The following is a 26,092-nucleotide window of genomic DNA, read 5'->3' as shown; positions in this document are numbered from 1 at the left end:
TTTGACATGAAAAAGATCCGTATTGTTGTTGCTGACGATCAAACCCTCTTCCTGGAAGGATTGGTTAATTTATTAAGCACCAATCCTGAATTTGAGTTGGTGGGCCAGGCCGAAAACGGGCGTGTATTGCTTGAGCATCTTAAAAGCCAGGCCACATTACCGGATATAGCGCTGATAGATATGAATATGCCGATAATGAATGGCGTTGAACTAAACGCGGTTTTACATCGCGAATATCCTTCCATAAAAGTTATTGTATTATCGGTGCATGGTGAGGAGCGCTATATGAGTAAAATGATTGAAGCCGGGGCATGCGGCTATCTCAAAAAAAATTGTGAAACACATGAACTCTTTCAAACTATTATCAATACCCACCAATTGGGTTTCTATTTTAACAGGGATGCTGTTAGTGCCATGAGAAACGCTGCGCATCATCGTAAAGCAGGCATTCAAAATCTGAATAATATCCCCATATCATTAACCGAAAGAGAGTTGCTGATACTAAAAATGATCTGCGACGAATTAACCAATGCCGAAATAGCGGAGAAGCTATTTATCAGCAGCCGCACTGTTGACGGGCATCGTACCAATTTACTTGGAAAAATTGGATGCAAAAACACTGCAGGCCTGGTCATATTTGCCATCAAATACGGCGTTTTTGAAGTGCAGTTTTAGTTACATCCATTGTAACACACCATCCCATGCGGCAAAGCAATGTATCAATTGCTTTCCTTTAACCGCTCTGTTTTCAATTAAGAACTTCCTCATCCGGCTTATGTCTTGTAAGGCCGTTTAACATTTATACACTTTTTCAACATTTAACCATAGGGAAAAACAGGTAAAAACACTTGCTTTTTAAGCAAAAACACCTGATTTAAATGACAGGGGTTAATACGCTGAAATTGGCCGTTGCATAGGCGTTACTTTGAAATGTCAAAACAAAAAAGAAGCGCATCTAACCAAATGACAAAACGGCCGATACCGAAAAGCCTTAAAAGAGTAGGTAAAAATCAGGAAAGTTTAACAACATGAAAAATTCAGAATTAACAGCTTCAAAGATCCCGGTAAATTCATGCCAGGTGTTCATCATCGCTTTTGTTGATTCAAGCTCTATACAAACCGGAAGCGGGCAGGGCTTGTACTTTGTAGATAACAGAAGCTCGGCAGGCAGTAGCAACGAGGGTACATCCGCGCTACAAACTGTTTGTTCAAAAATGTCAAATGTGGCATGGAGTGTTATCCCTTTAAATCCAAACGATGGCTTTTTATACTCCATACAAAGCATTGGCAGCTCAAACTCATGGGGACCTGGTGGCCAGCCTGGGAGCGCTACTGCCGGCTACTTTACCGGCCAGGTTCAAAACGGCGGGCAAGCCAGCTATCAAATTGAAATTAATGCAATAGGCGGTGGTAACGTATTGCAGCCAGCTACCACTCTGGGCATGAATGGTAATTAATTTATTAATCAATCTGTTAAAATTTTAAAGAAAATCAACATGTCACATACACCAAAAGTGCAGCTAATTAAAGCAACACAAACCCCTCAAACTACTATTGGTATAGCTTTAGATACCGCTTATTTAACCAGCCTGTCACCCGGCACACAGCCAAGCACCGGCATTTATATGATTGATAATCGCCTTAATATCGGCAGTTATAATGAAGGCCAAATGGAATTATATACATTTTGCTACCCCGGCGATAATGTTTCTTTTTACGCCCAGCCAATTGACACGCAGCGTGGTGATAGCGTAAGTATCATCGGTATCAATGTTTCTTATGGTAACGTATTCGGTGGTAGTTTAGGCGCCCCACAGCCTACAGATAATGCCGCTTATTGGATTGGCCGGGCCATTAACAGTGGCAGACAAACCTACCAGGTACAAGTTTTAATAACCGACGAAAACCATAATGTATATGTTATTAACTGGGATCCGTTTATTCAAACTGTAGGTTCCTGAGCATTTTAATTAACAATATTCAACTGCCGGTTAGTTTAACCGGCAGTTTTTTTATCCGTAGTTAAACACACCAATCAACATGACCAGCAAATCACAGATCAATATTTTTTATGCTGTTCAAACCCCTCAAACTACTATTAATATAGCGCTTGATACTGCTTATTTAGAAGGGGTGCCGCCGGGCAAGCAAGCCATTACGGGTATTTACTTAATGGATAACCGCATTAATATGGGCAGCACCTTGGAGGGTACTCAAAACCTGCATACGGTTTGTTATACAGGCGATAATATATCCTGGCTGGTGATGCCTATCGATCCTGAAAGGGATGACGTGGTATCTATTATTGGTTTTACTGTTTTAACCGGGAATGTTTTTGGTGGAAATATAGGCGCTCCTCAAAGCGGAACCAATCCGGCTTATTGGATTGGCAGGGCCATTAATGGCAAAACCCAATCATCCTACCAGATTAACTTTTTAATTGTTGATAAAGATGGCAACCTGTTTACCTCCCACTGCGTTGCAGCCATATCTACCATTTAGTATAAATTAAGAAGCAACAGACCTCGGTTGTTTTATAAAAATATGGGCCAATAGTGTTAAATAGCAATCATTATTCCATGTTATTGCATATATAAATATCTAAAATATAAATTGTAGCTTTAGGTAAAAAAATATCAATACGTCGGGCAGACTTATTTTTAGTGATCTGGCCGAATAATTTAAGCCGCCTTGCTATGAAGAAAAAGGAAGAATTAAAGTACATTGATAAAGAGTGGAAGGATATGAAAGCCAGTCTTGAGCAGTATTTAATTAATGAACGCCCTGAAGATCTTCATCATTTCAGAGTACAGGTAAAAAAAATACGTGCTTTTGTAATCCTCTCTGATAGCGCAAAACATCATCCCCAATTAGCCAAACACTTTTTATCTGTACGGAAAATTTTTAAACAGGCCGGCGAGATAAGAAACGCGTATATAAACCTGGAATTGGGTAAAGCTTACCAAATAAATAACCAGGATTTTTTAAACACCCAGCAAGCGCTCTTTGAAGAAGCTAACAAGAAGTTTAAATCTAACGGCGACAAATATTTAAAACAGCTCAAAGAGTCGCACCAAAGGCTCAACAGAAAAATAAAATCCATTAGTGATTGGCATATCAATCAGTATTATCTACATCAGTTACATACAATTGCAGGATCGCTCATCATACCAGAATTTGATGATCAGTTACATGAATCCCGCAAACAGATAAAAATCCTTGTACACAATCATAAAATAGTCCATACAGCACTCCATACAGGAATAAACGGTGATTATTTAAATGAGGTGCAAACCGCTATAGGCGATTGGCATGATAGCGTGCTGGCAGCAGAGTTGCTTTCAAGTGATGAAGAAAAAGGTAACGTCACGGTTAACAAATTGAAAAAACAGCTTGTAAAACTTAAAAATAAAGTAACTGATGTTATTAATGATTTTTATAACCGGGCAACAACAGTGGTTGACTTACCTGTTGAACAATTAAGTTAGCTATATAGCTATCGGCCTCCCCGTCACATTTTCAAATTAAACAAACTTAGCGCCCTGGCCCCAAAACCAAAGCCCATCCGCGCTGCTTTCCAATTTTTCGTAATTTAGCGTTTTATAAAAAACAGAATATATATGAGTATGGATGAATATGTTTCGTTTGAACAGATCCCTTTTGGTTCGGATGATTTCGCCAACAACCCCGAATCGAGGTGCCCTTGCCTTTTGCTGTTGGATACCTCTGGTTCTATGGGTGGGATGCCCATACAGCAGCTAAACGAAGGTGTATTAACCCTGAAAAACGAATTGATACACGACTCTTTAGCATCTAAAAGAGTGGAGGTAGCTATTGTTACCTTCGGGCCGGTTAACCTGCAGTCTGACTTTACTACTGTTGATAACTTTTTCCCACAGACCTTAACTGCCGAGGGTGATACCCCTATTGGTGCAGCCATTACCATGGGTATTGATATGATAGCCAAACGTAAACAAGTGTATAAAGAAAACGGCGTGGGCTACTATAAACCCTGGATTATCCTGATCACAGATGGTGCCCCCACCGATAACTGGGCGCACGCGGCACAGCTGATCAAAGAGGGGGAAGAAAAGAACGCTTTTGCCTTTTTTGCTATTGGTGTAGAGGGCGCAAGCATGGATACCTTAACCAAACTATCGGTGCGCAGCCCTATCAAATTAAAGGGACTGATGTTTAGGGAGTTTTTCCTGTGGTTATCCTCATCAATGAAAATGGTATCCAGTAAAAATCCGGGTACTCCAACCAAATTACTGCCACCATCGGGCTGGGGAGAAGTATGATCTGGAAGGTAATTGCACAAAGCGTTATCGGTACATCACACATCGCGGCAGGAAAAACCTGCGAGGATGCGGTACATTTTTGTTTGGCAGAATTGCCGCACAGTAGTGAAGCCCTGATTTGTTTTGTAAGCGACGGAGCGGGTAGTGCCACCTACGCTGCCGAAGCATCTGCGGCGGCGGTACAACAGGGTACAAACATTATGCACGACTGGATCCTGGCTGAAAAAGAAATTGATGACGCCGCTTTAATAGAACTGGCCGAAATGATTTATGACGGTCTGGATGCACTGGCAGCAGAAAGGGAAGTGATGCTGAATGAGTTTTCATGCACCCTCCTGGGTTTTGTGATATTGCCCGAAAAGGCTTGCTTTATGCAGATAGGCGACGGAGCTATAGTACGCAATGACGGCAGCGGTTATTTTACGCACCTGTGGTGGCCGCATAATGGCGAATATCAGAACACCACTACGTTTTTGATAGATGACCCTAATCTGCGGAATCTGAAAACCAAAGTAATACATGAAAGCATTGCCGAAGTAGCCATTTTTACGGATGGCTTGCAAATGCTGGCCCTGAACAATGAAACCGAAACGGTTCACCAGCCGTTTTTGAATGATTTGTTCAAAGTACTGCGAATGGTTGAAAATCCGGAGCACATAGAGATCCTGAATAACAAATTAGCTGGCTACTTAGCCGGCGACACCATTAACAGCCGCACCGATGACGATAAAACGTTGCTGCTGGCTACCCGATTAACTCATGGCAAACCAGGCATATAAGGGAGCGAAAGACACCCCTTACCTGGCAGGCCGCCAGATTGGCGAAGGGGGCGAAGGAACGATACACGAGGTACAGGGCAACCCGGCACTGGTACTTAAAGTGTACAAAGAAGCTGTTGACCGCGATAAAGCGGAAAAGCTGCTGCATATGACCTCCATTACCGACCCCGAACTGGCCAAATTTGCGGCCTGGCCCGTGGATGTGATCCGTGATGGTGCGGGCAGGGTATCGGGCTTTGTAATGAAAAAACTATTAGGCTTTGTGCCCCTGCACATGCTGTTCAGCCCTATGGATCGTAAAAAGCTGTTCCCTGATAAAGGTTACAACTTTTTGGTTCATGTGGCCCGTAACCTGGCAACGGCTTTCCATAAAATACACCAACTGGGTATAGTGGTTGGCGATATTAACGAGGCTAATATATTAGTGAACGGAACCGGTATGGTGGCGCTGATAGATTGCGATTCGTTCCAGGTAAAAAACGGTAAGCGTTACCATTTTTGTGAGGTGGGTATCCCCCGGTATACTCCACCGGAGTTATTGCAGATGGGGTCTTTTGAAAACGTTGTGCGTACAATTAATACAGATAGCTTTTCACTTGCCACCCTCATTTTCCAGTTGTTGTTTATGGGGAGAGCTCCCTTTACAGGGGTTAACCGCAGTAAAGAGGATTTTGATGAAGACAAAGCAATTAAGTTAAAAGAGTTTGCTTACTCTTTGCAACGGCCCAATAAAAAACTTACACCGGCACCCAACAGCCTAAATCTAAAGGATTTTACACCGGGTCTTATTAGTTCTTTTCATGCTGCGTTTGATGGCAGCACACCAAGGCCCACGCCCAGACAATGGGTGCTCGATCTGGAAGAGCTAAATAAGGAGATGGTGAATTGCAACCGCTCCCGGCTGCATTATTATTCAAAGAGCATGCAGCAATGCCCCTGGTGTGCTTTCAGAGACAGGGCCGGTATAGTTTACTTTATGGAGGATGCCCATCTGAAAAACATCCCCGAGCTGCAGGATATTGAACAGTTTGTAAATGGTTTTAAGCTGGAGAACCTGGAAATAAGGAAACTGGCAGATACCTACACTTCTGGTACGATAAAGGCAAGGCCAGTTGAACAGAAATTTAAAACACTTTTTTACATCAACATCACCGTACAGATCATTGCTTTATTGATTACCTTAAGTGTTAGCATGACAGAAAGCTGGTGGTTTGCTTTTGCTGGAGCGTTGTTCCTTTTGCTGTATAACACGCTGGCGCCTGCCCAAAAACAACTTAAAGCTGAACTCAAAAGCAGGAAAGCCGATCATGAAATTTTACAAAACAAGTTCCAGGCGTTGGTTAAAAAACACAACCAGCCAACAGAGCTGAACCGCTATAACCAATCGGCAAAAAAACTTACTGACCTGATCACTGCCTTCCGATCATTACCCGCAGATTTCGCCGCTAAAAAAAGGATGATCGAGGAAAAATACTACAACATTAAATACCAGGTTCACCTTCTGCAATTTGATATCCGTAACTACCCTATCCCCTCATTTGGCGCCGCAAAAAAGCAACTGATCTATACCAATGGTATCCACACAGCGGCAGATATGTACAAACTGAAAACCCACAAGATAAGCGGCATAGGCCCCAAAAACATCCAGGTGCTGCTGGATTGGCAAAGGCAAATGGGGTCTGGTTTTACCTATACACCAGATACGGAGGCCATTGACCGCGAGATCAATTTCATTGCCAACGAGATCTACATCAAAAAACGCAAACTGGAAAACGATATCAAAGCCGAGTACAAAGGTTTGTCTACACTAAGAGCAGGTATCATAACCGCCACCGAGCTATTGGAGCGCCAATATGTGCAGCTTGGAACAAAGCTATACCAATCCAGGGTTGACGTTGAAGCTTTTGAGAAGATTGCCGGTAAGTGGTTTTAATGCGTTATCACCCGGTAACATGCTTAACCAAAGGCAACTTACTCATGGCATAAATTAATAACCATGACAGCAAAAAGCATAGCAACGCTATAAGTGGAATACTTAACACAGGGGTAAAAAGCGTATAATTAATGCCAGCCAAATCAAGCAGGGTTAATATTAAAGCATGGCTAAGGTAAATGCCCAGTGTGTATTTCCCGGCATTATCAAAAACGCGCCTTATGGCAGGGTTTAATTTTACCATGGTATATTTCGCCATTAAAAACGCGCTTGCCGAAAGCACCACTATAAATGGCCCTATAGGCTCATAAAAAAATGTGCTTAGTGCATGATCCTTTATTTGCAGATAATAAGTTCCCCAGGTAATTAAAGCAACAAGACCAATAAATACTAAAGCTGCAATAGCAGGCAACGCACGCAATTTAAGGCGTTTGTAGGTTAAGTAATGCCCTAAGACCAGGTAACCAATATACCCGGTAAAATTATGAAGATCAACAGCGGTGTTGAAAATGCCCAAATAGGGTGTGCTTAACAGCATAGCCAAAAACCAGATGGCAAGGAAAAATAATAGCTCGTTTTCGGTAGCATTACGTACAAATTTACTTAAAACAGGGATAAACAGGTACAAGCCTAACAACAGGTATACATACCACAGGTGATAAAAGCTACCGGTTTGCAGCTGATGTAATACCAATTTAAGATCGGCCCAAACATCGCTGGTAAAAGCAATCTCTTCGTTGTATAACTGGTAGCCTATGTACACCAGGCTCCAGAAGATAAAGGGGAGGATCAGCCGACCGATGCGTTTTTTTAAAAAATCGCCCAACTCATACTCGCGATGAAGCAATAAGGCACCCGTTATCATCACAAAAACGGGCACAGCAAAACGCACCAATGCGTTATAGATATCGCCAACAAGCCAATCCTGTAAAGACGTGCCTTTATAGGCAAAAAGTAACGGCGAGGCTGTATGTAGCACAATAACAGCAAACATGGCTATCAGCCGTAAATTATTTATCCAGTTAATATTTTGTTCTTTGTGCTGCAAAACGGCTTCGCTAAATTTCATCGGATAAACATATACAATATTTTGGTTCGGTTATGTTTCATTTTTATTTTGACATTCTGTTTTACCATAAAATACAAACCCCTTCTTATAAGCAAAACCCTAATCCCCTCTCCCATTTTAAAAATCCTATCTTTGTAAAATGCTGTCAAAACTCGTCAGATCTGTACTGGTAATTACCCTGTTCTTCGCTTTGCAAATAAGCGGCGCTGCAAGGGTATATGCTGTTACGGGTAAATCGAAGGCCGCAAAAACTCCCGAAAGCGGAATTAAGCAAAGCACACGTAATGATCAGCTGATTGCCGAAACGGGAGATACTATTCATTTGCCGGTATTGCAGTTGAGTGTGCAGCAGGCAGCTTTTTTAACCACGGGTAATCTTGTTGAACCTAAAGATGGCATTGGCCTTTATTTAGGTGCGCCATTAAGTGTTCCCGGGGCCCGGTTTTACCGGCTCATCCTCTTCCCTTTTCATGGTTTCTGGTAAATCCAGCTGATTCTATTTTAATTTCTCCGCTTTTTAACAAAGCGTATTTTAATCATTTTTTAATTATCAGCATGAACCATATAACGGAAAATGCCCTGGTTGCGGGCATCTTATTATCTATATTTATCATACCGGTGGTGATCATCACCCGGCGATCTAAACAAAAAAGAATTGCAAGCTTAAACAAGCATCTGCAAACCATTATAAATGAACAACAGCTTAGCCTAACCCGCTCTGAACTTATTGGTAATAAGATCATCGGTTGGGCACAGGCCGGTAAAACATTATTGTTTGGGGCAAGCGATGGAATGATGATCAACAATTTGAGTACTGCTAACCGCTGTTACGTGCTGAAAAGCATGAACGGCAAAGCAGTAAAATCCATCATCCTGCAAATAGCAGATCCTACAAACAGGTTGGTTTGCAGCATACCATTTTACCAACAATTTATGGATAATGAACAAAAGCTAAAACAGCTGGAGGCCCAGGCAAAAGATTGGGAACAGCTGCTAAACAATCATTTTCATAAGTAGCTTATTAAAGATGCTGCATATAAATCATGATGCAGCTTCTTTTTATTCAAAAAAAGGAGGCTATCATTTCGACAGCCTCCTTTTTTTGTTACCTAATTATTTTATTAGTTTAACTAACCGATATTTAAAACCCGGTATTGTTAGGCAATAATTTAGGGTTTACATCTGTTTCTTGTTTTGGTAAAGGGAATAATAACTGCTTTTCGGCAAAAGTGGCGCCAAAAACAGTTTTATGCCCAACAAAATTATCCCAGTTGCCCGTAACGTCATTGTGCACTTTGCGGGTCCTGATCATATCAAACCACATTTTATTTTCAAAGCAAAGTTCATAATAGCGTTGTAGCCAAACTTCCTGTTCAAATGCGGCTTGTGATAACGCAACAATTGGCACCAGGTTTGCTCTTGCCCGGATATTATTAACCATTTGAATAGCAGTAGCATTGGGGCCGTTCTCTGCCTCATTTGATGCTTCTGCATACATCAATTCCACATCGGCCAGGCGGTACAGTGTATAGTTCAAATCAGATTTTACTGTACTTGTTGCAGCGGTTACATCAAACCATTTATAAATGTAGTGCCCTTTAAAATTAACGGTAACACCTGTTTTAATGTTAGGATAATTGGTATAAAAGAATTGTTTTTCCTGTACCCTTTTATCGCCGGCAGGGAACGAATTAATAAACTGCTCAGTTGGATATACTGACCCGTATTCGTCGGAGTATTTTGAGATACCCGAGAAGTTTGGAATAGTAAGCGGAGTTAACGGATTTGTTGAAGGTACCGACGCAGCATATTGAACCTGGAAAATAAACTCCCCGGTATTTTTGTTGCCTGGTTTTATCATATCGGTATACTCAGGAAACAAGGTGTACCCACCATTCTGGATCACATCAAGCGACCGTTTTGCCGATTCAGCATAATATTGCTTACCTCCGTTTATGGCAGCGCCAGCATAGGTAAGATATACATCCGCGAGCAATGCCTTAACTGCACCCATAGACACTTTACCTGTATTATCTTTCCACGGTAGGGTTGATTTTTCTGCTAACAGTAAATCCGGGATAATAACTTTATCATAGATATCTTTTGCAGCTGTACGTGGTATATTAAGATTCAGATCCTTAGGCGTTTCTGTAACCATGGGTACAGCACCATACATCCTTACCAGTTGAAAATAGTATAGAGCCCTTAATGTATGTACTTCGGCAAGCATATTTGTTTTAGCTTCATCAGTTAAACCGGCTGCGTTAATAGCAGGTATTTTGGAGATAGCCAGATTGGTAGCGCCAATACCCAGGTACATTTGCTGCCACCAGGTATCAAAGTAAAATGACGTAGGACTGTATGACAAATTTTGGTAATTAATAAATCCGGTTTGTCCCAGGTCGCTATTTGATTTACCGGTCATAAATTCCATTAAATTCCAGGTGTTACCACCATATGAGCCGGATTGACCTGCCAGGAAACCCTGCAAATTCTGATAACCTGAATTTGCGAATGCCCGGGCTACTTTAACGCTTGAAACATTAGATTCGGGCGTTAAAAAGCTGGTGGGTTTTTCTTCTAAAAACTTCTTGCAGGAGCATGATAATAGTATTGTGGCTGCAAGTAATATATTTCTTGTTGTTTTCATTTGAATATCATTTAAAGTAAAACTTATAAATCGTTCCTTTTTTGCGTTATGCTATTTTATCTAATCTTTTATCTTACGCAATTACTTAAAAGGTTACTTGTAAACCCAGGTTCCAAACACGCGGACGTGGGTTTGAGAAGAAATCTAAATTTTGTGAGAACGAACCGTTTGATCCGTAACCTGAGTTAAATGTATCAACCTCAGGATCGTAGCCGGTATACTTGGTGATGATGAACAAATTTTGAACGCTGGTGTAAACCCTAAAACGGTTAATGTGTAATTTTTGAGTTACCGATTGCGGTAAGCTGTAACCAAGGGTAAAGTTTTGGCCACGTATGAACGAACCATCTTCAACCCACCAGGTATCAAAGTGCGAATCCTGCGCAAATTTGTAATTACGCACCTGCGATATGTAAGTATTTTGATGAGAAGGTGTCCAGCCGTCAAGCACAGTTGCAAGGCTGTTTGATAATGTTTGCCTGTCTTCTGTAGAGTGCTTAAAGTTGGCAGCGGTATTTACACCTTCAACAAAACGGATATCGAAAGAAAAATCAACATTTTTATACCTGAAACTGCTACTGAATGTACCAGTCCATTTTGGATAAGCCTGCCCTATTATACTGTAATAGTTACTGCCGTCCGGGTTATAAATATATTTCCTGTCACCTGCTTTTAAGCTATGCTTAGCGGCTTCGGCAACGTCAGCAGGCGAATCGCTGTATGTGCCCAGTCTGGTCATTCCATAAAATGAACCAATTGGCTGGCCTACACGAATCACATAGTTTTGACCAAGGAAGTTAGGGCCAGGGAAAATGTCGGCACCATTATCGTTCAGTTTTAATACCTTGTTTTTATTGGCATTAAATATAAAATTAGTGCTCCATTCAAAATCAGTTGATTTTATATTTACGGTATTCAGGCTGATCTCGACACCGGCATTTCTTACCGAACCTACGTTTTTGTATACGTTGGCGTTGGTTTCACCAGCCGACCATGGAATAGGCGCCTGCAACAACAGATCCTTAGTTACACGGTTGTAATAATCAAGATTAAGGCTAACACGATCATGAAGCAAGCCTAATTCAACACCGGCATCAAACTGTACAGAACGCTCCCACTTAAGGTTAGGGTTGCCAATGTAGCTTGGTAAAAGTGTTGATTGAGTAGCTCCGCTCAAAACTGTTGTACTTGGCTGTATTTGTGCCAATGAGCGGTAATTACCTATCTCCTGGTTACCTGATACACCATAGCTGGCCCTTAACTTAAGGTTTGATATGGTTTGATTATTTTTAAGGAAATCTTCCTGAGATACACGCCAAGCCGCGCCTACTGATGGGAAGAATGCGTATTTATTGTTTTTACCAAACCTTGATGATCCATCATAACGGCCGGTAGCTGTAAACAGGTATTTATCATCAATATTATAAGTTAAACGGGCGTAATATGAACTCAAAGAAGATTTTTCGTCCTGAGTTTCATTGGCGCTTTTAACAGAACCAGCCTGCTCATAATGATATTGGAATATATCATCAATAAAGTTCTGTGTTTCTGAACGTACTCTTTCATATCCTTTTTGTTGAAAAGATACCCCCACCAAAGCAGTTAACCTTTGTCTGTCACTTATTTTTTTGTTCCAGGTTAAATAATTTTCTGTTTGCCAATAGTAGTTAGTGTAAGCATTTACGTTGGCTACACCTCCCTGATCCTGTGATAAGTGAGGCAAATCTCCGGCAGAATAAAAATTATTTTTTTGTGAGCTTAAATTATAACCAAAGTCTGTTTTAAAATCCAGTTCCTTTGTTATGTGGAATAAAGAATAAACGTTTCCAAGCATTTGCAGGTTATTGTTCAATGTATAACGCTCATTGGCAACCTGCACAGGGTTTGGAGCTCCTTCAAGACCAGCTATATCATAGTTGCCAGCCCAGGTACCGTCTGGATATTTTACCGGTACAATAGGCACTTCCTCAGATACATCGCGGGGAACGTTCAACCCACCGTTTCCGTCGGTAACCAAACGTTGCCTGCTGCTTATCAGGTTAATGCTACCACCCATTTTAAGCCAGTCTTTAACGTCATTATCCATGGTCATTTTTACAGAATATCTTTTAAATGCCGATGTAGGTGCTAAACCATTTTGATTAAAGTAACCGAATGATAAACTGTATACCGATTTTTCGGTTCCGCCCTGGATGCTTAATTGATGACTCTGCGAAAAAGATGGTTTATAGGTTTCCTTTTCCCAGTTAGTATCATAAATAGGATTATTGCTGGCATCAAATAACTTAGGGAAGTTAGCATGATTTAAAGCAGCCGGAGGTGTCCATACCGCCCCAGTAGGATCAAATTTTTGCCCGTTAGCAAATGATTCATTATAAACCTTTACAAATTCGGCAGAGTTAAGTGTGCGCAAATGCCTGTATAATTGGCTTTCATTAAAATTATCATCATAAGTGATAGTTGCAGTACCTGCACGACCACGCTTGGTAGTAATCATGATAACCCCGTTTGCACCGCGTGATCCGTAGATGGCAGTTGAAGAAGCATCCTTCAATACCTCGGCAGAAGCAACGTCAAGTGGATTAATAGTGTTAGGGTCAACACCAACTACACCATCAACCACATATAAGGGATCAAGGTTGGAGTTAATTGATCCAATACCCCTGATACGTACCTTTGCACCTGCACCAGGAGCCGCACTGTTAACACTTACCTCAACACCGGCAACTTTGCCTTGCAAGGCTTGTGTAAGGTTGGCAACAGGCCTATCGTTTAACTGGTCGCCTTTAATACCGGTAACAGCACCAGTAAGATCTGATTTTTTTACTGTACCGTAACCTATTACAACCACCTCGTTAAGGGCACTTGCAATTTCTTTTAACTGAACGTTAATAGTGCTTTTACCAATCGCATTTATTTCCTGCGTGGCGTAACCGGTATATGAAAATACCAGTATAGGGTTAGCTTCTGTTAATTGTATACTGAAATTTCCTTTCAGATCGGTTTGGGTACCGCCCTGGGTACCTCTTATTTTTATACTTACACCAGGTAAGGCAGAGTTATCTTTGGCATCGGTAACCTTTCCGCTGATTTTAAGCTGCGCCATCACGTGTAGCGATAGCAAAGTGAACAAAATTGAATAGATAATTTTTTTCTTCATAACATTGATTTTAGTTTTTTTAGAGAATTAATTCTTTGGGGATGATCGATATGCATCCTGCATTATCAAGGTGGCTTAGCACCCCGGGTTTTACTGGTATTTGGCCAAAAAAATGACAAAAAAATTCCAGCTACCTTTATGGCATTATTTTTTTTCATGAATTATTGTTTATAGGTTGTTTTTAGTAGTTGTATTTACTTTTATTGACTATTTATTCTTAATGGCCCATTGCTTCAAAACAGTAATGGCATCATACAAAACACCGGCCTCGCCCCTGAAATCGCCAGATCCTTTCGGGGCTCCGGTTTGCACATCATACCATTCAAAAAAACCTTTGTTAGCAAGTGCCCTGTCAAGCATAGGCGATAATTCGGTATATGCGTCGTTAACATAACCATATTCAATCAAAGCGCCCATCATCCTACCGCCAAACCAGGTCCAATCACCGCCATTCTGATAATTATATGGTTGCATATTGGGGTACTGTTTTGCCGGATATGGGGGATAGACCGTGATACCAATAGTGGCATGTTTTTCTTTAGCTGCAGCGGCTACCATTTGCCTGTTTATTTCCTTAACCTCTGCAGATGTATTAAAACCGGCTAAAATGGCGCACACAGAACCACCTGTATATAATATCTCTTTCTCGTTAAAATCTGGCGAAAAGGGGCTGCCATTTAAATAAATATGAGGGATATACTTTTGGGTTTTAGCATCCCACAGGTATTTACGTACATTTTTGCTAACACCGGCTGCCACTGAAGCCCAGTCCTTTTGCGTTTTATAACTTTTGGGTTTCATGGCCAGAAAATCATGAATGGCCTTTACATACATGGCGTTGTCATAAATATCAATTGCCCACTTGGTTTTATCATTGATAGCTACACCCCAGCCTGTTTCTGATTGCACATCGCCCCAATCTATAGTGGTTGCACCTGTAACAAGACCGTATTTTGCCGACCATCTGTCCTTTTGTATATAACTAAAGGCATCTTCCATACGCCGCAACACGGTTTTATCGCCAATAACTTCGTTTAGGATACCCTTATCACCGGTTACATCGATATATTTTTTTACAGCCTGAACTAAAGATGATTCCTGGTCTGTTTCAACCGTGTTTTTATGAGCCGCCCATCCACGCAGCAATGGCGAATACCGGTATTTATAACCAACATTCGCTTTCGCGCTATCCACTACTCCATCAACTATATTGCCATCCTCGCCCTGAATTTTAAAAAACATCAGGAGATTGGTTTTTACTTCTTCTTTAGGATGAACTTTAAGCGACCCTTTAATAAATGTGTTAAAATCACGGATCCACACTTCGTTATAAGAAGTGCCTGCAGAAAAGCCCGAGAGCAATTTTAAAGCCCTGACCTGGATAGTATCTAACCGCTGATCGGAAATAATCGATTTAGCTAATACCGGTTTGACAGATACTTGTGCACTGGCATTTAAATTGATAAAAATGGATAAAGTAAAAAAAGCAGGTAAAAGTACTTTCATGCAGGAATAAATGTTAACGTTAGGTATTACGATGTAAATTAGGTACTAAGCATCTGATACATAGCATCAGATCTGGTTTATATGTACAAACATAGCAACATAAAAATATAATGCAAATTTTTTGTTACATATTTTTTTAAAAAAAACGGCCTAATTTTAAGCCCCCCGGCTTTTGACATAGAAACCTTATAACGGCATATAAATTATCAGTATATACATATAAACATTATCATGTTTATATATTAATGATTTAATTTGTAGTACATATAGTTTGTAAAAACTAAAAAAATACCGAGATATATGAAACTTTCCATTGATCACAAAAGTGCCGTACCTCTTCATATACAGGCCGAAAACCTGTTAAGGGAACTGATTAAAGATCCTGAATATCAGTCTGGTAAATTATTGCCAAATGAAGTAGACCTGGCAAAAATATTGGCTATTTCCAGGACCACACTACGCCAGGCCATTAATAAATTGGTTTATGAGGAGTTACTGATCAGAAAAAAGAGGCTGGGAACAAAGGTAGCTCATCCCAAAATGAGCTCAAAATCAATGAATTGGTTAAGTTTTACACAAGAAATGCAGGCTCGGGGCATTCCTATTAAAAATTATGAATTACATGTTAGCTGGGTATACCCAGACGAGTTCATTGCCAATTTTTTTGATATAAAAGCCGATAAAAAGATCATGAAACTGGAACGGCTGAGAGGCAATGCCGAAGAGGCCTTCGTTTACTTTGTATCTTACTTTCACCCCAGGATAGGGCTAACGGGTGACGAGGATTTCAAAAAACCATTATATGAAATGCTGGAAGTTGACCACTCGGTAGTAGCCAATTTATCAAAAGAAGAGATTAGTGCCAAAGCAGCCGATAAACTAATTGCAGGCAAGCTGGAAATTGACCCCGGCAGCCCGGTACTTTTCAGAAAACGTTTTGTTTTTGACCAAGGAGATCGCCCTATGGAGTATAACCTGGGTTACTATAAAGCCGAAAGCTTTATATATACTGTTGAGAGCAGGCGCACCAGCTAATTTCATGTAAAAATATATAAGCGGTGTTTGGAATATAAGGTAAATACAATATGTTTGCACATTATAACATATAACATTTGTATGAGCAAGAATTCTGCTTCCCCAAGCGATTTCAAAATTGACAACCGGAAATTGAGGTCGACTAAACAGTTCCTGATCCCGGCAAAAAAAGAAAGCGCCTTAAGTCACCAATACGATATTTATCCTACTTTTAAAATCGACCAACAAATTTATAACGGTTTTGAAAGCTTGGCGGTATGGATAGCAGCACAAAAAACAAACATTACTATAGATGGCTATTCCGGCGTTTACTGGGACATTTTTTTAGATAGCCTTAATGCAGGATTTATAAAAAAGGGCATTCATGTAAATTGGGTAAACATCAATGAAGCACTTAAGCCCGAAAATGTTATTAATGAAATAATAGCCCCTGCCATGGGTGGGGATGATCCACTCTTCGGCAAGATATATGAAGGTGACATCACCGATTTTTTTGACGCGGGAAAACTAAGCTCATTAAAACCAATTGAAGGCAGCGTAAATATAATTTATGGTTGTGGTGCTGCACTTGCCGGTTGGGAAACCCCGGTTATATATATTGATGTTCCTAAAAACGAGATTCAATTCAGATCAAGGGCAAACAAGATCACCAATTTGGGCGATAATCAACCTGCCGATCCAAAAGTTCAATACAAACGCTTCTATTTTGTTGAATGGCCCGCATTAAATAAACACAAAAAGCAATTGATCCCCATAATTGATGTAATTGTTGACGAACAAAGGATCAACGAGATATCATGGACAACAGGACAAACGCTTAGAGATACCTTAAAAACAATGGCTCAAAATATGTTCAGGGCCCGACCATGGTTTGAGCCCGGCGTATGGGGCGGTGAATGGATAAAACATCACATTAAGGGTTTAAATAATGATGTTGTAAACTATGCATGGTCATTTGAACTGATAGCACCCGAAAATGGTATTATTTTACAAAACGGCAGCGAAATGCTGGAAGTATCTTTAGATACGCTGTTTTTATATAATACCAAAGCTGTTTTAGGTAAAGCCGCCGAAAGATTTGGCGATGCCTTCCCTATCCGTTTTGATTTTCTGGATACCTATAACGGGGGCAATCTGTCTCTTCAATGCCATCCTACTGTTGCCTATACCAAAGCGAATTTTGGCGAAAATTTCACCCAGGATGAAACCTATTATATCCTTGATGCCGAACCCGGTGCCGAGGTATACCTTGGTTTCCAGGAAAATATTAATAAGCAGGAATTTAAAGCTGTTTTAGAGAACAGTTTCAAAAACAATGAGCCTGTTGAAGTTGGAGATTATGTGCAAATATTGCCGGCAAAGAAACATGATTTGTTCCTGATCCCCAATGGCACGGTACATTGCTCTGGTAAAAACAATATGGTGCTTGAAATAAGTGCCACCCCCTATATTTTTACTTTCAAAATGTATGACTGGCTGCGCCCAGATCTGAGCGGAAACCCACGAACATTAAATATAGACCGGGCATTTGAAAACCTGAATTTTGAGCGGAAAGGGAAAGTAGTTACAGATACCTTGATATCCCGGCAAACCATCATTAAACAAGGTGATGATTGGCAAATCATCAATCTTACCACACATCCGGATCATTTTTATGCTGTGGAGCGCATTGAATTTGATACCACTATTGAAGAATTTACACACAACCAATGCCATGTACTTAGCCTGGTTGAAGGCGAAAGCATCACCGTTACCACCAACAATATGGAACAGGTAATAAACTATGCCGAAACATTTATTATCCCTGCCGACGCCATAAGTTATACCATTACCAACCAAGGCAACAGCCGGGCAAAAGTGATAAAAGCATTTGTTAAAGATGAATGCTGCTAATTATTGGCAACTTCATTAAAAGATTAAGCAAACCAATAAGCATTCAACTTTAAACAGTTTTAGCAATTCAAAAAAAGTTAAAATTGTAAGAATAAAAAATAACTAAGCCACCTAAAACTGTTTATGAGTAAGGAAAATTTAAAGTCGGTAAATAGCGGATCCACCGTGTTTTTGGTGGCAATTACTTTGGTAGCTACACTGGGGGGCTTACTTTTTGGTTTCGATATGGCGGTGATTTCCGGCGTGCTGCCTTTTGTTAAAAACCAGTTCTCACTTTCGGCTGCAACAGAAGGCTGGTTTGTGTCTTCGGCATTGGTTGGCTGTATTATAGGTGTTTCTTTTTCAGGTGATCTGAGCGACCGTTTGGGTCGAAAAAAAATGCTGATGCTCTCTGCCATATTATTCCTGGCATCGGCAGTTGGTTCGGCATTATCATCTGGTTTTACATTACTCATTTTGGCGCGTATGCTTGGAGGTATGGGTGTTGGGGTTGCCTCAATTGTAGCTCCATTATACATCTCAGAAATTGCACCGGCCAATGTAAGGGGGCGCCTGGTTACATTTTACCAACTGGCTATTACCGCCGGCATATTGGTTGCCTACTTAACCAATGCGGGTTTATTAAGCTTCTCCTTAAATTACAAAGGTACGGGCATGGGGCATATTTTAAACCTTATCCTGGTTAAAGAAGTGTGGCGCAGTATGCTTGGTTTGGGTACTATACCGGCCTTGCTATTTTTCACCGGCTTATGTTTTGTACCTGAAAGCCCGCGCTGGCTAATCCAAAAAGGACAAACTGAAGAGGGTATCTCGATTTTAGCCAGGATCACCAACCTTGCTACTGCCCAAAGCGACGCCCTGATTATAAAAAGCACCATAACACAGGAAAAAGGTTCATACAAAGAGATTTTTGCTCCGGCTATGCGCAAACCTTTGCTTATTGGTTTGTTACTGCCTTTATTCTCTCAATTTAGTGGTATCAACGCGGTTATTTATTACGGTCCGCGCATTTTGAGCGATGCGGGAATCAACATTACGAACGCTTTATTGGGGCAGATCATTTTTGGGATTGCCAACTTCCTGTTCACCCTGATCGCTATCTGGAAGGTTGACAAAATGGGGCGCAGGCCTTTGTATATTGTAGGAGCCTTAGGTGCTACTGTTTGTTTGTTTTTTACTGGTGTTTGTTTTTACACAGGTGCAACAAACAATATCGCGTTGGTTATCAGTATTATATTGTTCTTGGCTTGTTTCGCCTTTTCCATTGGTCCGCTGAAGTTTGTTATAGCTTCCGAAATCTTCCCCACTAAAATACGCGGCCGGGCGCTGGCTTTAAGTATTATGGTGATGTGGATTGCGGATACCATTGTAGGGCAGTTAACGCCGATGTTTTTAGGATCTGTTGGACCGGCTGTTACCTTCTGGTTTTTCTCTGCTTGTTGCCTGCTATCTTTCTGGGTGGTATACAAAATGGTACCCGAAACCAAAGGAAAATCGCTTGAAGAGGTACAGGAGATCTGGGCAGGACACTAATTTAAATGTGTCAGTATAAATCATACAGATTTTAACTACCTTAATCCTGCACTATAGCTAAAACATTCTACATAAATGATTAACAGAAAAACGCTGACTATCATAGGCATAGCCGTATATTTTGCTACCGCCGCAAATGCGCAAGTATATAAAAATCTTAAAGCTCCGGTTCAACAGCGCGTTGCTGATCTTTTAAAAAGGATGACGCTTGAAGAAAAGGTTGGCCAAATGAGCATGTCGTCCCTCGGCGAAGCAAAGAACAGCAAAATTGGATATGGTGTTTTGGAAAGCCCGTTTACCAATGTTAAGGACATTGCCCTACAATCGATTGTAGCTAAAAAATACGCCCGCGAACAAACCAGGCTGGGTATCCCCCCTATCCAGATCGGCGAATGCCTGCACGGCCAGTTGGCTGCCGGCGCAACAACATTTCCGCAAGCTATAGCGCAAGGAAGTACCTGGAACCCGGCTTTGATTGAGCAAATGGGTTCTGCAATTGCTTATGAGGCTTCAACCTCAGGGATTGATGAAGCGTTATCACCATTGTTTGATCTTATCAGAGACGCCCGTTATGGCCGTGTAGAAGAATGCTTTGCGGAGGATCCTTACCTGGTTGGTCAGCTTGGCTCCGCTTTTGTAAAAGGCATGCAGGGCGATCCATTGAAAACCCGTACCAGCTTTGCCTTTGATAAAGTGATGTGTACAGGCAAACACTTTGCCGCTTACAGTAAACCCATAGCAGGTATTAACCTTGCGCCTGCAGAAATTGGTGAAAGAGAATTACGCTCCATGTTTTTGCCGCCTTTTAAAGATGCGGTGCAAGATGCCAATATTGCCGCCATTATGCCATCATACAACGAAATTGATGGTATCCCGGCCCATAGTAACGAGTTTTTGCTGAAACAGGTTTTAAGAGGCGAATGGGGCTTTAAAGGATATGTTTTTTCTGACTACGGCGGCTTAAGTCAATTATACAATTTTCATAAAGTTGCAAAAACGGCTTCGGATGCTGCGCTCTTGGGTATAAAAGCAGGTGTAGATCTGGAAGCCTCACGTCCCGATGTGTATGCCCACTTAATTGAACTGGTAAAAATCGGGAAAGTAAAGGAAAGCCAGGTTGATAGCGCAGTATCAAGAATACTGACAGCCAAATTTAAAGCAGGACTGTTTGAAAAACCGCTGCCGGATATATCACTTTTGAACAGCAGGTTGCATACACCCGATCATATCAAACTATCGCAACAAATAGCCGAAGAATCCATCATTCTGTTAAAAAACGAGGCAAACTTATTGCCTTTAAATATCAGCAAGCTTAAATCAATAGCTGTTATAGGCCCCAATGCCAACAAGGTGCAATATGGCGATTACAGCTTTACCCGTGATAATCTTTCGGGCGTTACGGTGTTAGATGGTGTTAAACAATTTGCGGGTAACAACATTAAAGTTAATTATGCACAGGGCTGCGAACTTTCCGGCTTAGATAAAAGCGGTTTTGATGAAGCTGTTAAAACAGCAGCAAACAGCGACGCCGTTGTTGTGGTGTTAGGAACCACCAGCGTGGTATTTTCTGGAATTGGCTGGAATGGACATGCTCCCGGCAATGAACCTAAAGATCCTTTTACCTGTGGTGAGGGATATGATGTTACAGATATTAACCCGCAAGGTGTACAACGGGAGTTATTACAGGCAATTAATAAAACCGGCAAACCTGTAATATTAGTAATGGTACATGGCCGCCCATGGAGTATCAGCTGGGAAAAGGAAAACATCCCGGCTATTTTAGAAGCCTGGTATCCCGGCGAAAAAGGCGGTACCGCAATAGCCAACATCCTTTTCGGCAAAGTAAATCCTTCCGGAAGGTTAAACATGAGTGTGCCGCAATCTACCGGGCACATCCCGGTATTTTATAATTATGTGAACTCATCAAAAGGCATAAACCGCCAGCATGGTAGTATAGAAAAACCAGGGCAGGATTATGTGTACTCATCAACCGATCCTTTGTTCGCTTTTGGTTACGGCTTAAGCTATACATCTTTCCAGTATGATAACCTGAGGGTATCAAAACCGGTTTTCACTAAAAATGAGCAGGTTACTATTTCTGTCGATATAAAAAATACAGGAAGCATTGCTGGTAAAGAGGTTGTACAGCTTTACTTAGGTAACAAAATAAACTCTGTAAGTACTCCCGAAATGAGCCTGAAACGTTTCAGCAAGATCGCTCTTGAACCGGGCGAAATTAAAACCATCAATTTCACTATCAACAGTAAAGATCTGGCTATCTGGAACAGGCAAATGAAACTAGTTACAGAGCCGGGAACTTTTGATGTAATGATTGCTAAGGCTGCAGATAATGTGGTATTAAAAAAACAACTCGAGTACAAATTGTAATGATGCATCAGGGCCTACATTACAACCTAAAAACACAATCATTTATTTTCTATTTAATTTTTACCAAAAACCCGCCATTGAGTAACGATGGCTTATTATATACAAATGGTTCGCCGGCCGAATTACACATCACAGCGCCACTATAAGTTGCTATTGCCTGGCCTGCCGCTGTATCCCACTCCATTGTTGGCCCATGCCTGTAATATATATCCGCTTTACCTTCGGCAATTAAACCGAACTTAATAGAGCTGCCAATAGTTACCGTCTCCGCAATCGGGTATTGTTTCAACATAGAGATTTCTTCTGCCGATGAATGCGACCTGCTACCTGCTGCTATCCAATTTTTTGTTTTTTTATTGGTGTGAAGTTCCTTTGTTTCGCCTGTTGCACTCTCCTTCCAACTGCCAATACCTTCACCTCCATAATAAAGTTCGCCGGTAACAGGAACATATATAATACCTAAAACAGGCGCGTTTTTATGAATAAGTGCTATGTTAACGGTAAATTCACCGTTACGTTTAATAAACTCTTTTGTTCCATCTAAAGGGTCAACACACCAAAAGTATTCCCAATTTTTCCTAACTTCATAAGGGATATCTTTCCCTTCCTCGGAAATTACAGGTATGCCTGGATTTAAAACGGTAAGCCCTTGCATTATAATTTCGTGTGAGATCTGGTCGGCAAGTGTTAAAGGCGATCTGTCGTCCTTTAAAGTTACCGCTATATCACCACTGTTATAAACAGTAAGTATCCCCCTGCCTGCCTCCTTAGCAAGTGCTAATAAAATGTGCAGATCAATTGTTGGTAACCCTTCAAAATTCAATTTCATAAAAGCAGATCAATAGCAATACATATTTTCCAATAATAGCTATTGCTATCAATATTTGCCCCTTAACTTAATTTTTATTTAATGGTAGCATGTGTTATGGTATCAGATTGATTTAATTTTACCTTAGATACCGATCCTTATGAAAGAAGAAGAAAAACTGATCTTCAATAATCTCAAAGAACAATACATTCATTTTGGTTTGCCTGCTGATTGTATTGATGATAAAACCGACTTTGTAATTCACAATTTGAAGGATATCCACAAGAATTTGCCTTATCAGTCGCTGGTGTTCAGGCCAAACTTTTTTTCTTTTGTTTTTGTAAAAGATGGCTCGGGAAAGTATACTACTGATGAGCTGGTGTTTGATACCGTACCCGGAACCATTTATTTTACAAACCCGGGGCATTACAAATCATACAACTGGTATAATATAGAAGAGGTATACCTGATTACCCTTAGTGAATCCTTCCTGAAAGAGAATGTTCACCCGGATATTTTTGAGGAGTTTCCGTTCCTGCTTGCCGAAACCGTACAGCCACGGGTTTTGGCTCCGACCGCTTTTGCAGAGTTTGAGCAGCTTTACCTGCAGATATCAAAGGAGTACCAGGCTCAAAGCGCCTATCGCAATCGCATTATCGGGAACCTGTTTGTTGTATTGCTGTTAAAAGTAAAAGAGTATTTTTGGAAAGATTACAACCCCATTTATGAAGGGAACCGCAGTTCGCAGATAGTAAAGGAGTTTAAGCGCACGCTCGAAAAACATTATCGCGACCTGAGTAATGGCCTTGTTGAAAAAGCTTACCGTGTACAGGATTATGCCGATGCCCAAAGCTTGCACCCTAATTATTTAAGCAACGTTATCAAAATAAAAACCGGGAAGGCAATTGGTACCTGGATAGCCGAAAAAACAATATCTGAAGCTAAGGCGCTGTTACAAAACTCGACCATATCTATTAAGGAAATTGCCTACCGTTTAGGCTTTACCGAGTCGACACACTTTAGCAATTATTTTAAAAAACATACACAGCTATCTCCTGTTATGTTCAGGAAACAGCATGTAAGTTCCTCATTGTAGATATTTCAACATTTGCCATTAAATAACAGCGTATTAATATAAAAAAACTCCATTCGCGATAAACAAATGGAGTTTTTTATGGTGAGATTTTTTTGGTGATTTAAGATGCTTTTGCCAACTTAAAGCCGGGTGCAGCCTTTAAAGTGTTTTTTACTACCGGCGTTACCGATTCATAATGTTTTTCTTTCAGTTTTTTAAATATCTCAAAACTAAATGCATCCTGCATAGGCAAGTTATATTTTGCTATAGTAGCCGGATGAAGCTGTAAGGTTTCTGAGGGAACTTTAAGATTCATATGGTTGATATGCGTTAAGCCGGTTACATTATCCGTATCAAATACAACAAAGGTATCTATCAAACTTCCTTCGGCATCGGTATAAACCACTGATTCATGTTCTTTAAAGGTTTCCATAATTAACAGATATAACCAGATAACAAGCAACTGTTTTAATAGTTTGATAACTATTAATTAAATATTACAGGAATTTAACTGACAGATTATTTACACCTGTTTAAAACCTGCCGATAAGCGCCCTAAATAAAGAAACTGTTGATGGCGTGCATCCTAATGCAGCCAGATATCAAATTATGGCCACCATTACAGAGCAGCAATTGCCAGGGCTTTTAAATAATACTGTGGCACAGCTGTTTGCATTTACATTATCTTATATGTAACTTTAGGTTATCGGTGTAAATACTGATAAGTTTTATCCAGATCCTTTTAATCTTTAAATTCACAGTTATGCCTAATCACCTATCCCCGCTCGGAATTTTCCATACTGCTGTTAGTATCCTCGCTGTTCTCATTGCATTATACGCTTTAATCCGTTATGGGAAAATAGACCCCGCAACTGCTGTTGGTAAGTTATATATAACTTTAACAGCAATTGCCTGCCTTACGGCATTGCCGATCATGAAAACCGGACATTTAAGTGCTGGGCATGGCCTGGCAGTTATTGTTTTAGTATTGCTCCCCATTGGCGTATATGCCAAATCAATCAAATTTTTGGGGAAAGGTGCCGATTATATTCAAACTATAGTAATGTCATCAACCTTGTTTTTCTCGATGATTCCTGCAACTATTGAAACTTTAACCAGGCTACCTATAAGCCACCCGCTGGCCGCCGACCCAAATGACCCGGTAGCAAAAATGGGACTGCTCATCCTTGTTGTACTTTACATTGTAGGCGTGCTATACCAGGTTATAAAAATCAGGTCGGGGAGAAAGGCGACAGGAACACCAGATAGCACAGTTACATTGAGTTAATTTATCACAACTTAATGTTGATCCTGTTTAAACGTGATGTTTTGATTTGCCGTTATTGACTTGAGCCTTTGCTGGTGGAATTGATTAAACAAATTTAAGCCTCATTCAATGTATTTATCCAAACCATTTTATTGTAAAAATGGTTTGGATATTGCTTAACGATTAAGCCGCATGCTTTACATAATGGCCGACCAGGTTGGTTAGTGCAGTTAATTCAAATGGCTTGCTTAACCAGGCATCAGCCCCACAGGCTTTAGCGATATCTGCAAGATCAGGATATCCCGATATCAGTATAACCGGGATATGACTGGTTAACGGATGCTGTTTTATGGCCCGGCATAGTTCGCTGCCAAAGCCGTCCTTTAGTTTATTATCAACCAAAACAAGATCTGGCATATGAAGAATCACTCCTTTGATGGAGTTTTTATCAAGAGATGCAACGGTGCAATAACCCTCTTCTCTAAGGACGATCTGTATAGCTTCAGACAAGTCTGAATCGTCTTCCACAACAAATATTTTTTTGCTCATAGGTTTGGTTTTAAGTAGATACACAAATTTACTCAGCAAAACTATCAATTACAAATTAACTTATTTACACAAAAGGCAACCATAAAATTCAGGTTTCACATTGATTATCAACATGGAAAAACAAAATATGGTGTACCGCCAAACAA

General features: G+C 40.6%; 23 protein-coding genes. 16 read left to right on the top strand and 7 right to left on the bottom strand.

Annotated elements, in window-relative coordinates:
- Window positions 1–6: 6 nt before the first annotated feature.
- From Q0R88_RS02385 to Q0R88_RS02350, 8 genes are all read left to right on the top strand, one after another.
- Entirely contained in the window at window positions 7–675 is a 669-nt protein-coding gene (locus Q0R88_RS02385) for a response regulator transcription factor (protein ID WP_295711792.1), read from the top strand.
- 353 nt (window positions 676–1,028) lie between these two features.
- Window positions 1,029–1,457 carry a hypothetical protein gene (locus Q0R88_RS02380; RefSeq protein ID WP_295711790.1) on the top strand — a complete coding sequence of 143 codons (429 nt, stop codon included), beginning with the start codon at window positions 1,029–1,031 and terminating at the stop codon, window positions 1,455–1,457.
- A 39-nt stretch (window positions 1,458–1,496) separates the two neighbouring features.
- Complete coding sequence (locus Q0R88_RS02375; protein WP_295711789.1) at window positions 1,497–1,961, top strand: hypothetical protein; 465 nt, start codon at window positions 1,497–1,499, stop codon at window positions 1,959–1,961.
- A 79-nt stretch (window positions 1,962–2,040) separates the two neighbouring features.
- A complete protein-coding gene (locus Q0R88_RS02370; RefSeq protein ID WP_295711787.1) occupies window positions 2,041–2,502 on the top strand; it encodes a hypothetical protein in 462 nt (153 codons plus the stop codon).
- A 194-nt stretch (window positions 2,503–2,696) separates the two neighbouring features.
- Window positions 2,697–3,488: a CHAD domain-containing protein gene (locus Q0R88_RS02365; RefSeq protein WP_295711785.1), complete on the top strand. Its 792-nt coding sequence runs from the start codon at window positions 2,697–2,699 to the stop codon at window positions 3,486–3,488.
- 132 nt (window positions 3,489–3,620) lie between these two features.
- Complete coding sequence (locus tag Q0R88_RS02360; protein WP_295711783.1) at window positions 3,621–4,301, top strand: VWA domain-containing protein; 681 nt, start codon at window positions 3,621–3,623, stop codon at window positions 4,299–4,301.
- Window positions 4,298–5,080: a PP2C family serine/threonine-protein phosphatase gene (locus Q0R88_RS02355; RefSeq protein ID WP_295711781.1), complete on the top strand. Its 783-nt coding sequence runs from the start codon at window positions 4,298–4,300 to the stop codon at window positions 5,078–5,080. The genes Q0R88_RS02360 and Q0R88_RS02355 overlap by 4 nt, the downstream gene beginning before the upstream one ends.
- Complete coding sequence (locus tag Q0R88_RS02350) at window positions 5,061–7,013, top strand: hypothetical protein (RefSeq protein ID WP_295711780.1); 1,953 nt, start codon at window positions 5,061–5,063, stop codon at window positions 7,011–7,013. The genes Q0R88_RS02355 and Q0R88_RS02350 overlap by 20 nt, the downstream gene beginning before the upstream one ends.
- Before the next feature lie 7 nt (window positions 7,014–7,020).
- Here the strand turns inward: Q0R88_RS02350 and Q0R88_RS02345 are convergent, their stop codons facing one another.
- Entirely contained in the window at window positions 7,021–8,082 is a 1,062-nt protein-coding gene (locus tag Q0R88_RS02345; protein ID WP_295711778.1) for an acyltransferase family protein, read from the bottom strand.
- Window positions 8,083–8,221: 139 nt separating this feature from the next.
- Between Q0R88_RS02345 and Q0R88_RS02340 the strand changes: the two genes are divergently transcribed.
- The gene (locus Q0R88_RS02340; RefSeq protein WP_295711776.1) at window positions 8,222–8,566 is read left to right on the top strand and encodes a hypothetical protein; all 345 of its coding nucleotides are present in this window, start codon (window positions 8,222–8,224) and stop codon (window positions 8,564–8,566) included.
- Window positions 8,567–8,637: 71 nt separating this feature from the next.
- A complete protein-coding gene (locus Q0R88_RS02335; protein ID WP_295711774.1) occupies window positions 8,638–9,099 on the top strand; it encodes a hypothetical protein in 462 nt (153 codons plus the stop codon).
- Between the two features lie 124 nt (window positions 9,100–9,223).
- Here the strand turns inward: Q0R88_RS02335 and Q0R88_RS02330 are convergent, their stop codons facing one another.
- The 3 genes from Q0R88_RS02330 to Q0R88_RS02320 form a co-directional block, all read right to left on the bottom strand.
- Complete coding sequence (locus tag Q0R88_RS02330; RefSeq protein ID WP_295711772.1) at window positions 9,224–10,732, bottom strand: RagB/SusD family nutrient uptake outer membrane protein; 1,509 nt, start codon at window positions 10,730–10,732, stop codon at window positions 9,224–9,226.
- A gap of 85 nt (window positions 10,733–10,817) precedes the next feature.
- The gene (locus Q0R88_RS02325) at window positions 10,818–13,892 is read right to left on the bottom strand and encodes a TonB-dependent receptor (protein WP_295711770.1); all 3,075 of its coding nucleotides are present in this window, start codon (window positions 13,890–13,892) and stop codon (window positions 10,818–10,820) included.
- Between the two features lie 207 nt (window positions 13,893–14,099).
- Window positions 14,100–15,398, bottom strand: a complete 1,299-nt coding sequence (locus Q0R88_RS02320; protein WP_295711767.1) for a hypothetical protein — start codon at window positions 15,396–15,398, stop codon at window positions 14,100–14,102.
- 300 nt (window positions 15,399–15,698) lie between these two features.
- Here Q0R88_RS02320 and Q0R88_RS02315 point away from each other — a divergent pair, with 300 nt between their 5' ends.
- From Q0R88_RS02315 to Q0R88_RS02300, 4 genes are all read left to right on the top strand, one after another.
- Complete coding sequence (locus tag Q0R88_RS02315; protein ID WP_295711765.1) at window positions 15,699–16,433, top strand: GntR family transcriptional regulator; 735 nt, start codon at window positions 15,699–15,701, stop codon at window positions 16,431–16,433.
- 81 nt (window positions 16,434–16,514) lie between these two features.
- Window positions 16,515–18,326 carry a class I mannose-6-phosphate isomerase gene (locus Q0R88_RS02310; RefSeq protein WP_295711764.1) on the top strand — a complete coding sequence of 604 codons (1,812 nt, stop codon included), beginning with the start codon at window positions 16,515–16,517 and terminating at the stop codon, window positions 18,324–18,326.
- 123 nt (window positions 18,327–18,449) lie between these two features.
- Window positions 18,450–19,859 (top strand): sugar porter family MFS transporter, encoded by a 1,410-nt coding sequence (locus Q0R88_RS02305; protein WP_295711762.1) that lies wholly within the window; start codon window positions 18,450–18,452, stop codon window positions 19,857–19,859.
- 75 nt (window positions 19,860–19,934) lie between these two features.
- Window positions 19,935–22,247: a glycoside hydrolase family 3 N-terminal domain-containing protein gene (locus Q0R88_RS02300; RefSeq protein WP_295711760.1), complete on the top strand. Its 2,313-nt coding sequence runs from the start codon at window positions 19,935–19,937 to the stop codon at window positions 22,245–22,247.
- A 49-nt stretch (window positions 22,248–22,296) separates the two neighbouring features.
- Here the strand turns inward: Q0R88_RS02300 and cysQ are convergent, their stop codons facing one another.
- Window positions 22,297–23,076 carry a 3'(2'),5'-bisphosphate nucleotidase CysQ gene (cysQ, locus tag Q0R88_RS02295; RefSeq protein ID WP_295711758.1) on the bottom strand — a complete coding sequence of 260 codons (780 nt, stop codon included), beginning with the start codon at window positions 23,074–23,076 and terminating at the stop codon, window positions 22,297–22,299.
- Window positions 23,077–23,215: 139 nt separating this feature from the next.
- On the opposite strand from cysQ, the gene Q0R88_RS02290 reads away from it, so the two are divergent.
- A complete protein-coding gene (locus Q0R88_RS02290) occupies window positions 23,216–24,151 on the top strand; it encodes an AraC family transcriptional regulator (RefSeq protein ID WP_295711757.1) in 936 nt (311 codons plus the stop codon).
- Window positions 24,152–24,251: 100 nt separating this feature from the next.
- On the opposite strand, the gene Q0R88_RS02285 is transcribed toward Q0R88_RS02290, so the two are convergent.
- The gene (locus Q0R88_RS02285) at window positions 24,252–24,563 is read right to left on the bottom strand and encodes a hypothetical protein (protein WP_295711755.1); all 312 of its coding nucleotides are present in this window, start codon (window positions 24,561–24,563) and stop codon (window positions 24,252–24,254) included.
- A gap of 330 nt (window positions 24,564–24,893) precedes the next feature.
- Between Q0R88_RS02285 and Q0R88_RS02280 the strand changes: the two genes are divergently transcribed.
- Window positions 24,894–25,418: a hypothetical protein gene (locus tag Q0R88_RS02280; protein ID WP_295711753.1), complete on the top strand. Its 525-nt coding sequence runs from the start codon at window positions 24,894–24,896 to the stop codon at window positions 25,416–25,418.
- A 162-nt stretch (window positions 25,419–25,580) separates the two neighbouring features.
- Here Q0R88_RS02280 and Q0R88_RS02275 read toward each other — a convergent pair whose 3' ends face one another.
- Complete coding sequence (locus Q0R88_RS02275) at window positions 25,581–25,946, bottom strand: response regulator (RefSeq protein ID WP_295711752.1); 366 nt, start codon at window positions 25,944–25,946, stop codon at window positions 25,581–25,583.
- Between the last annotated feature and the right edge of the window lie 146 nt (window positions 25,947–26,092).

The organism is Mucilaginibacter sp. (genome assembly GCF_025362475.1).
Taxonomy (GTDB): Bacteria; Bacteroidota; Bacteroidia; order Sphingobacteriales; family Sphingobacteriaceae; genus Mucilaginibacter.
This window is presented reverse-complemented; position numbering and strand designations above follow the sequence as displayed.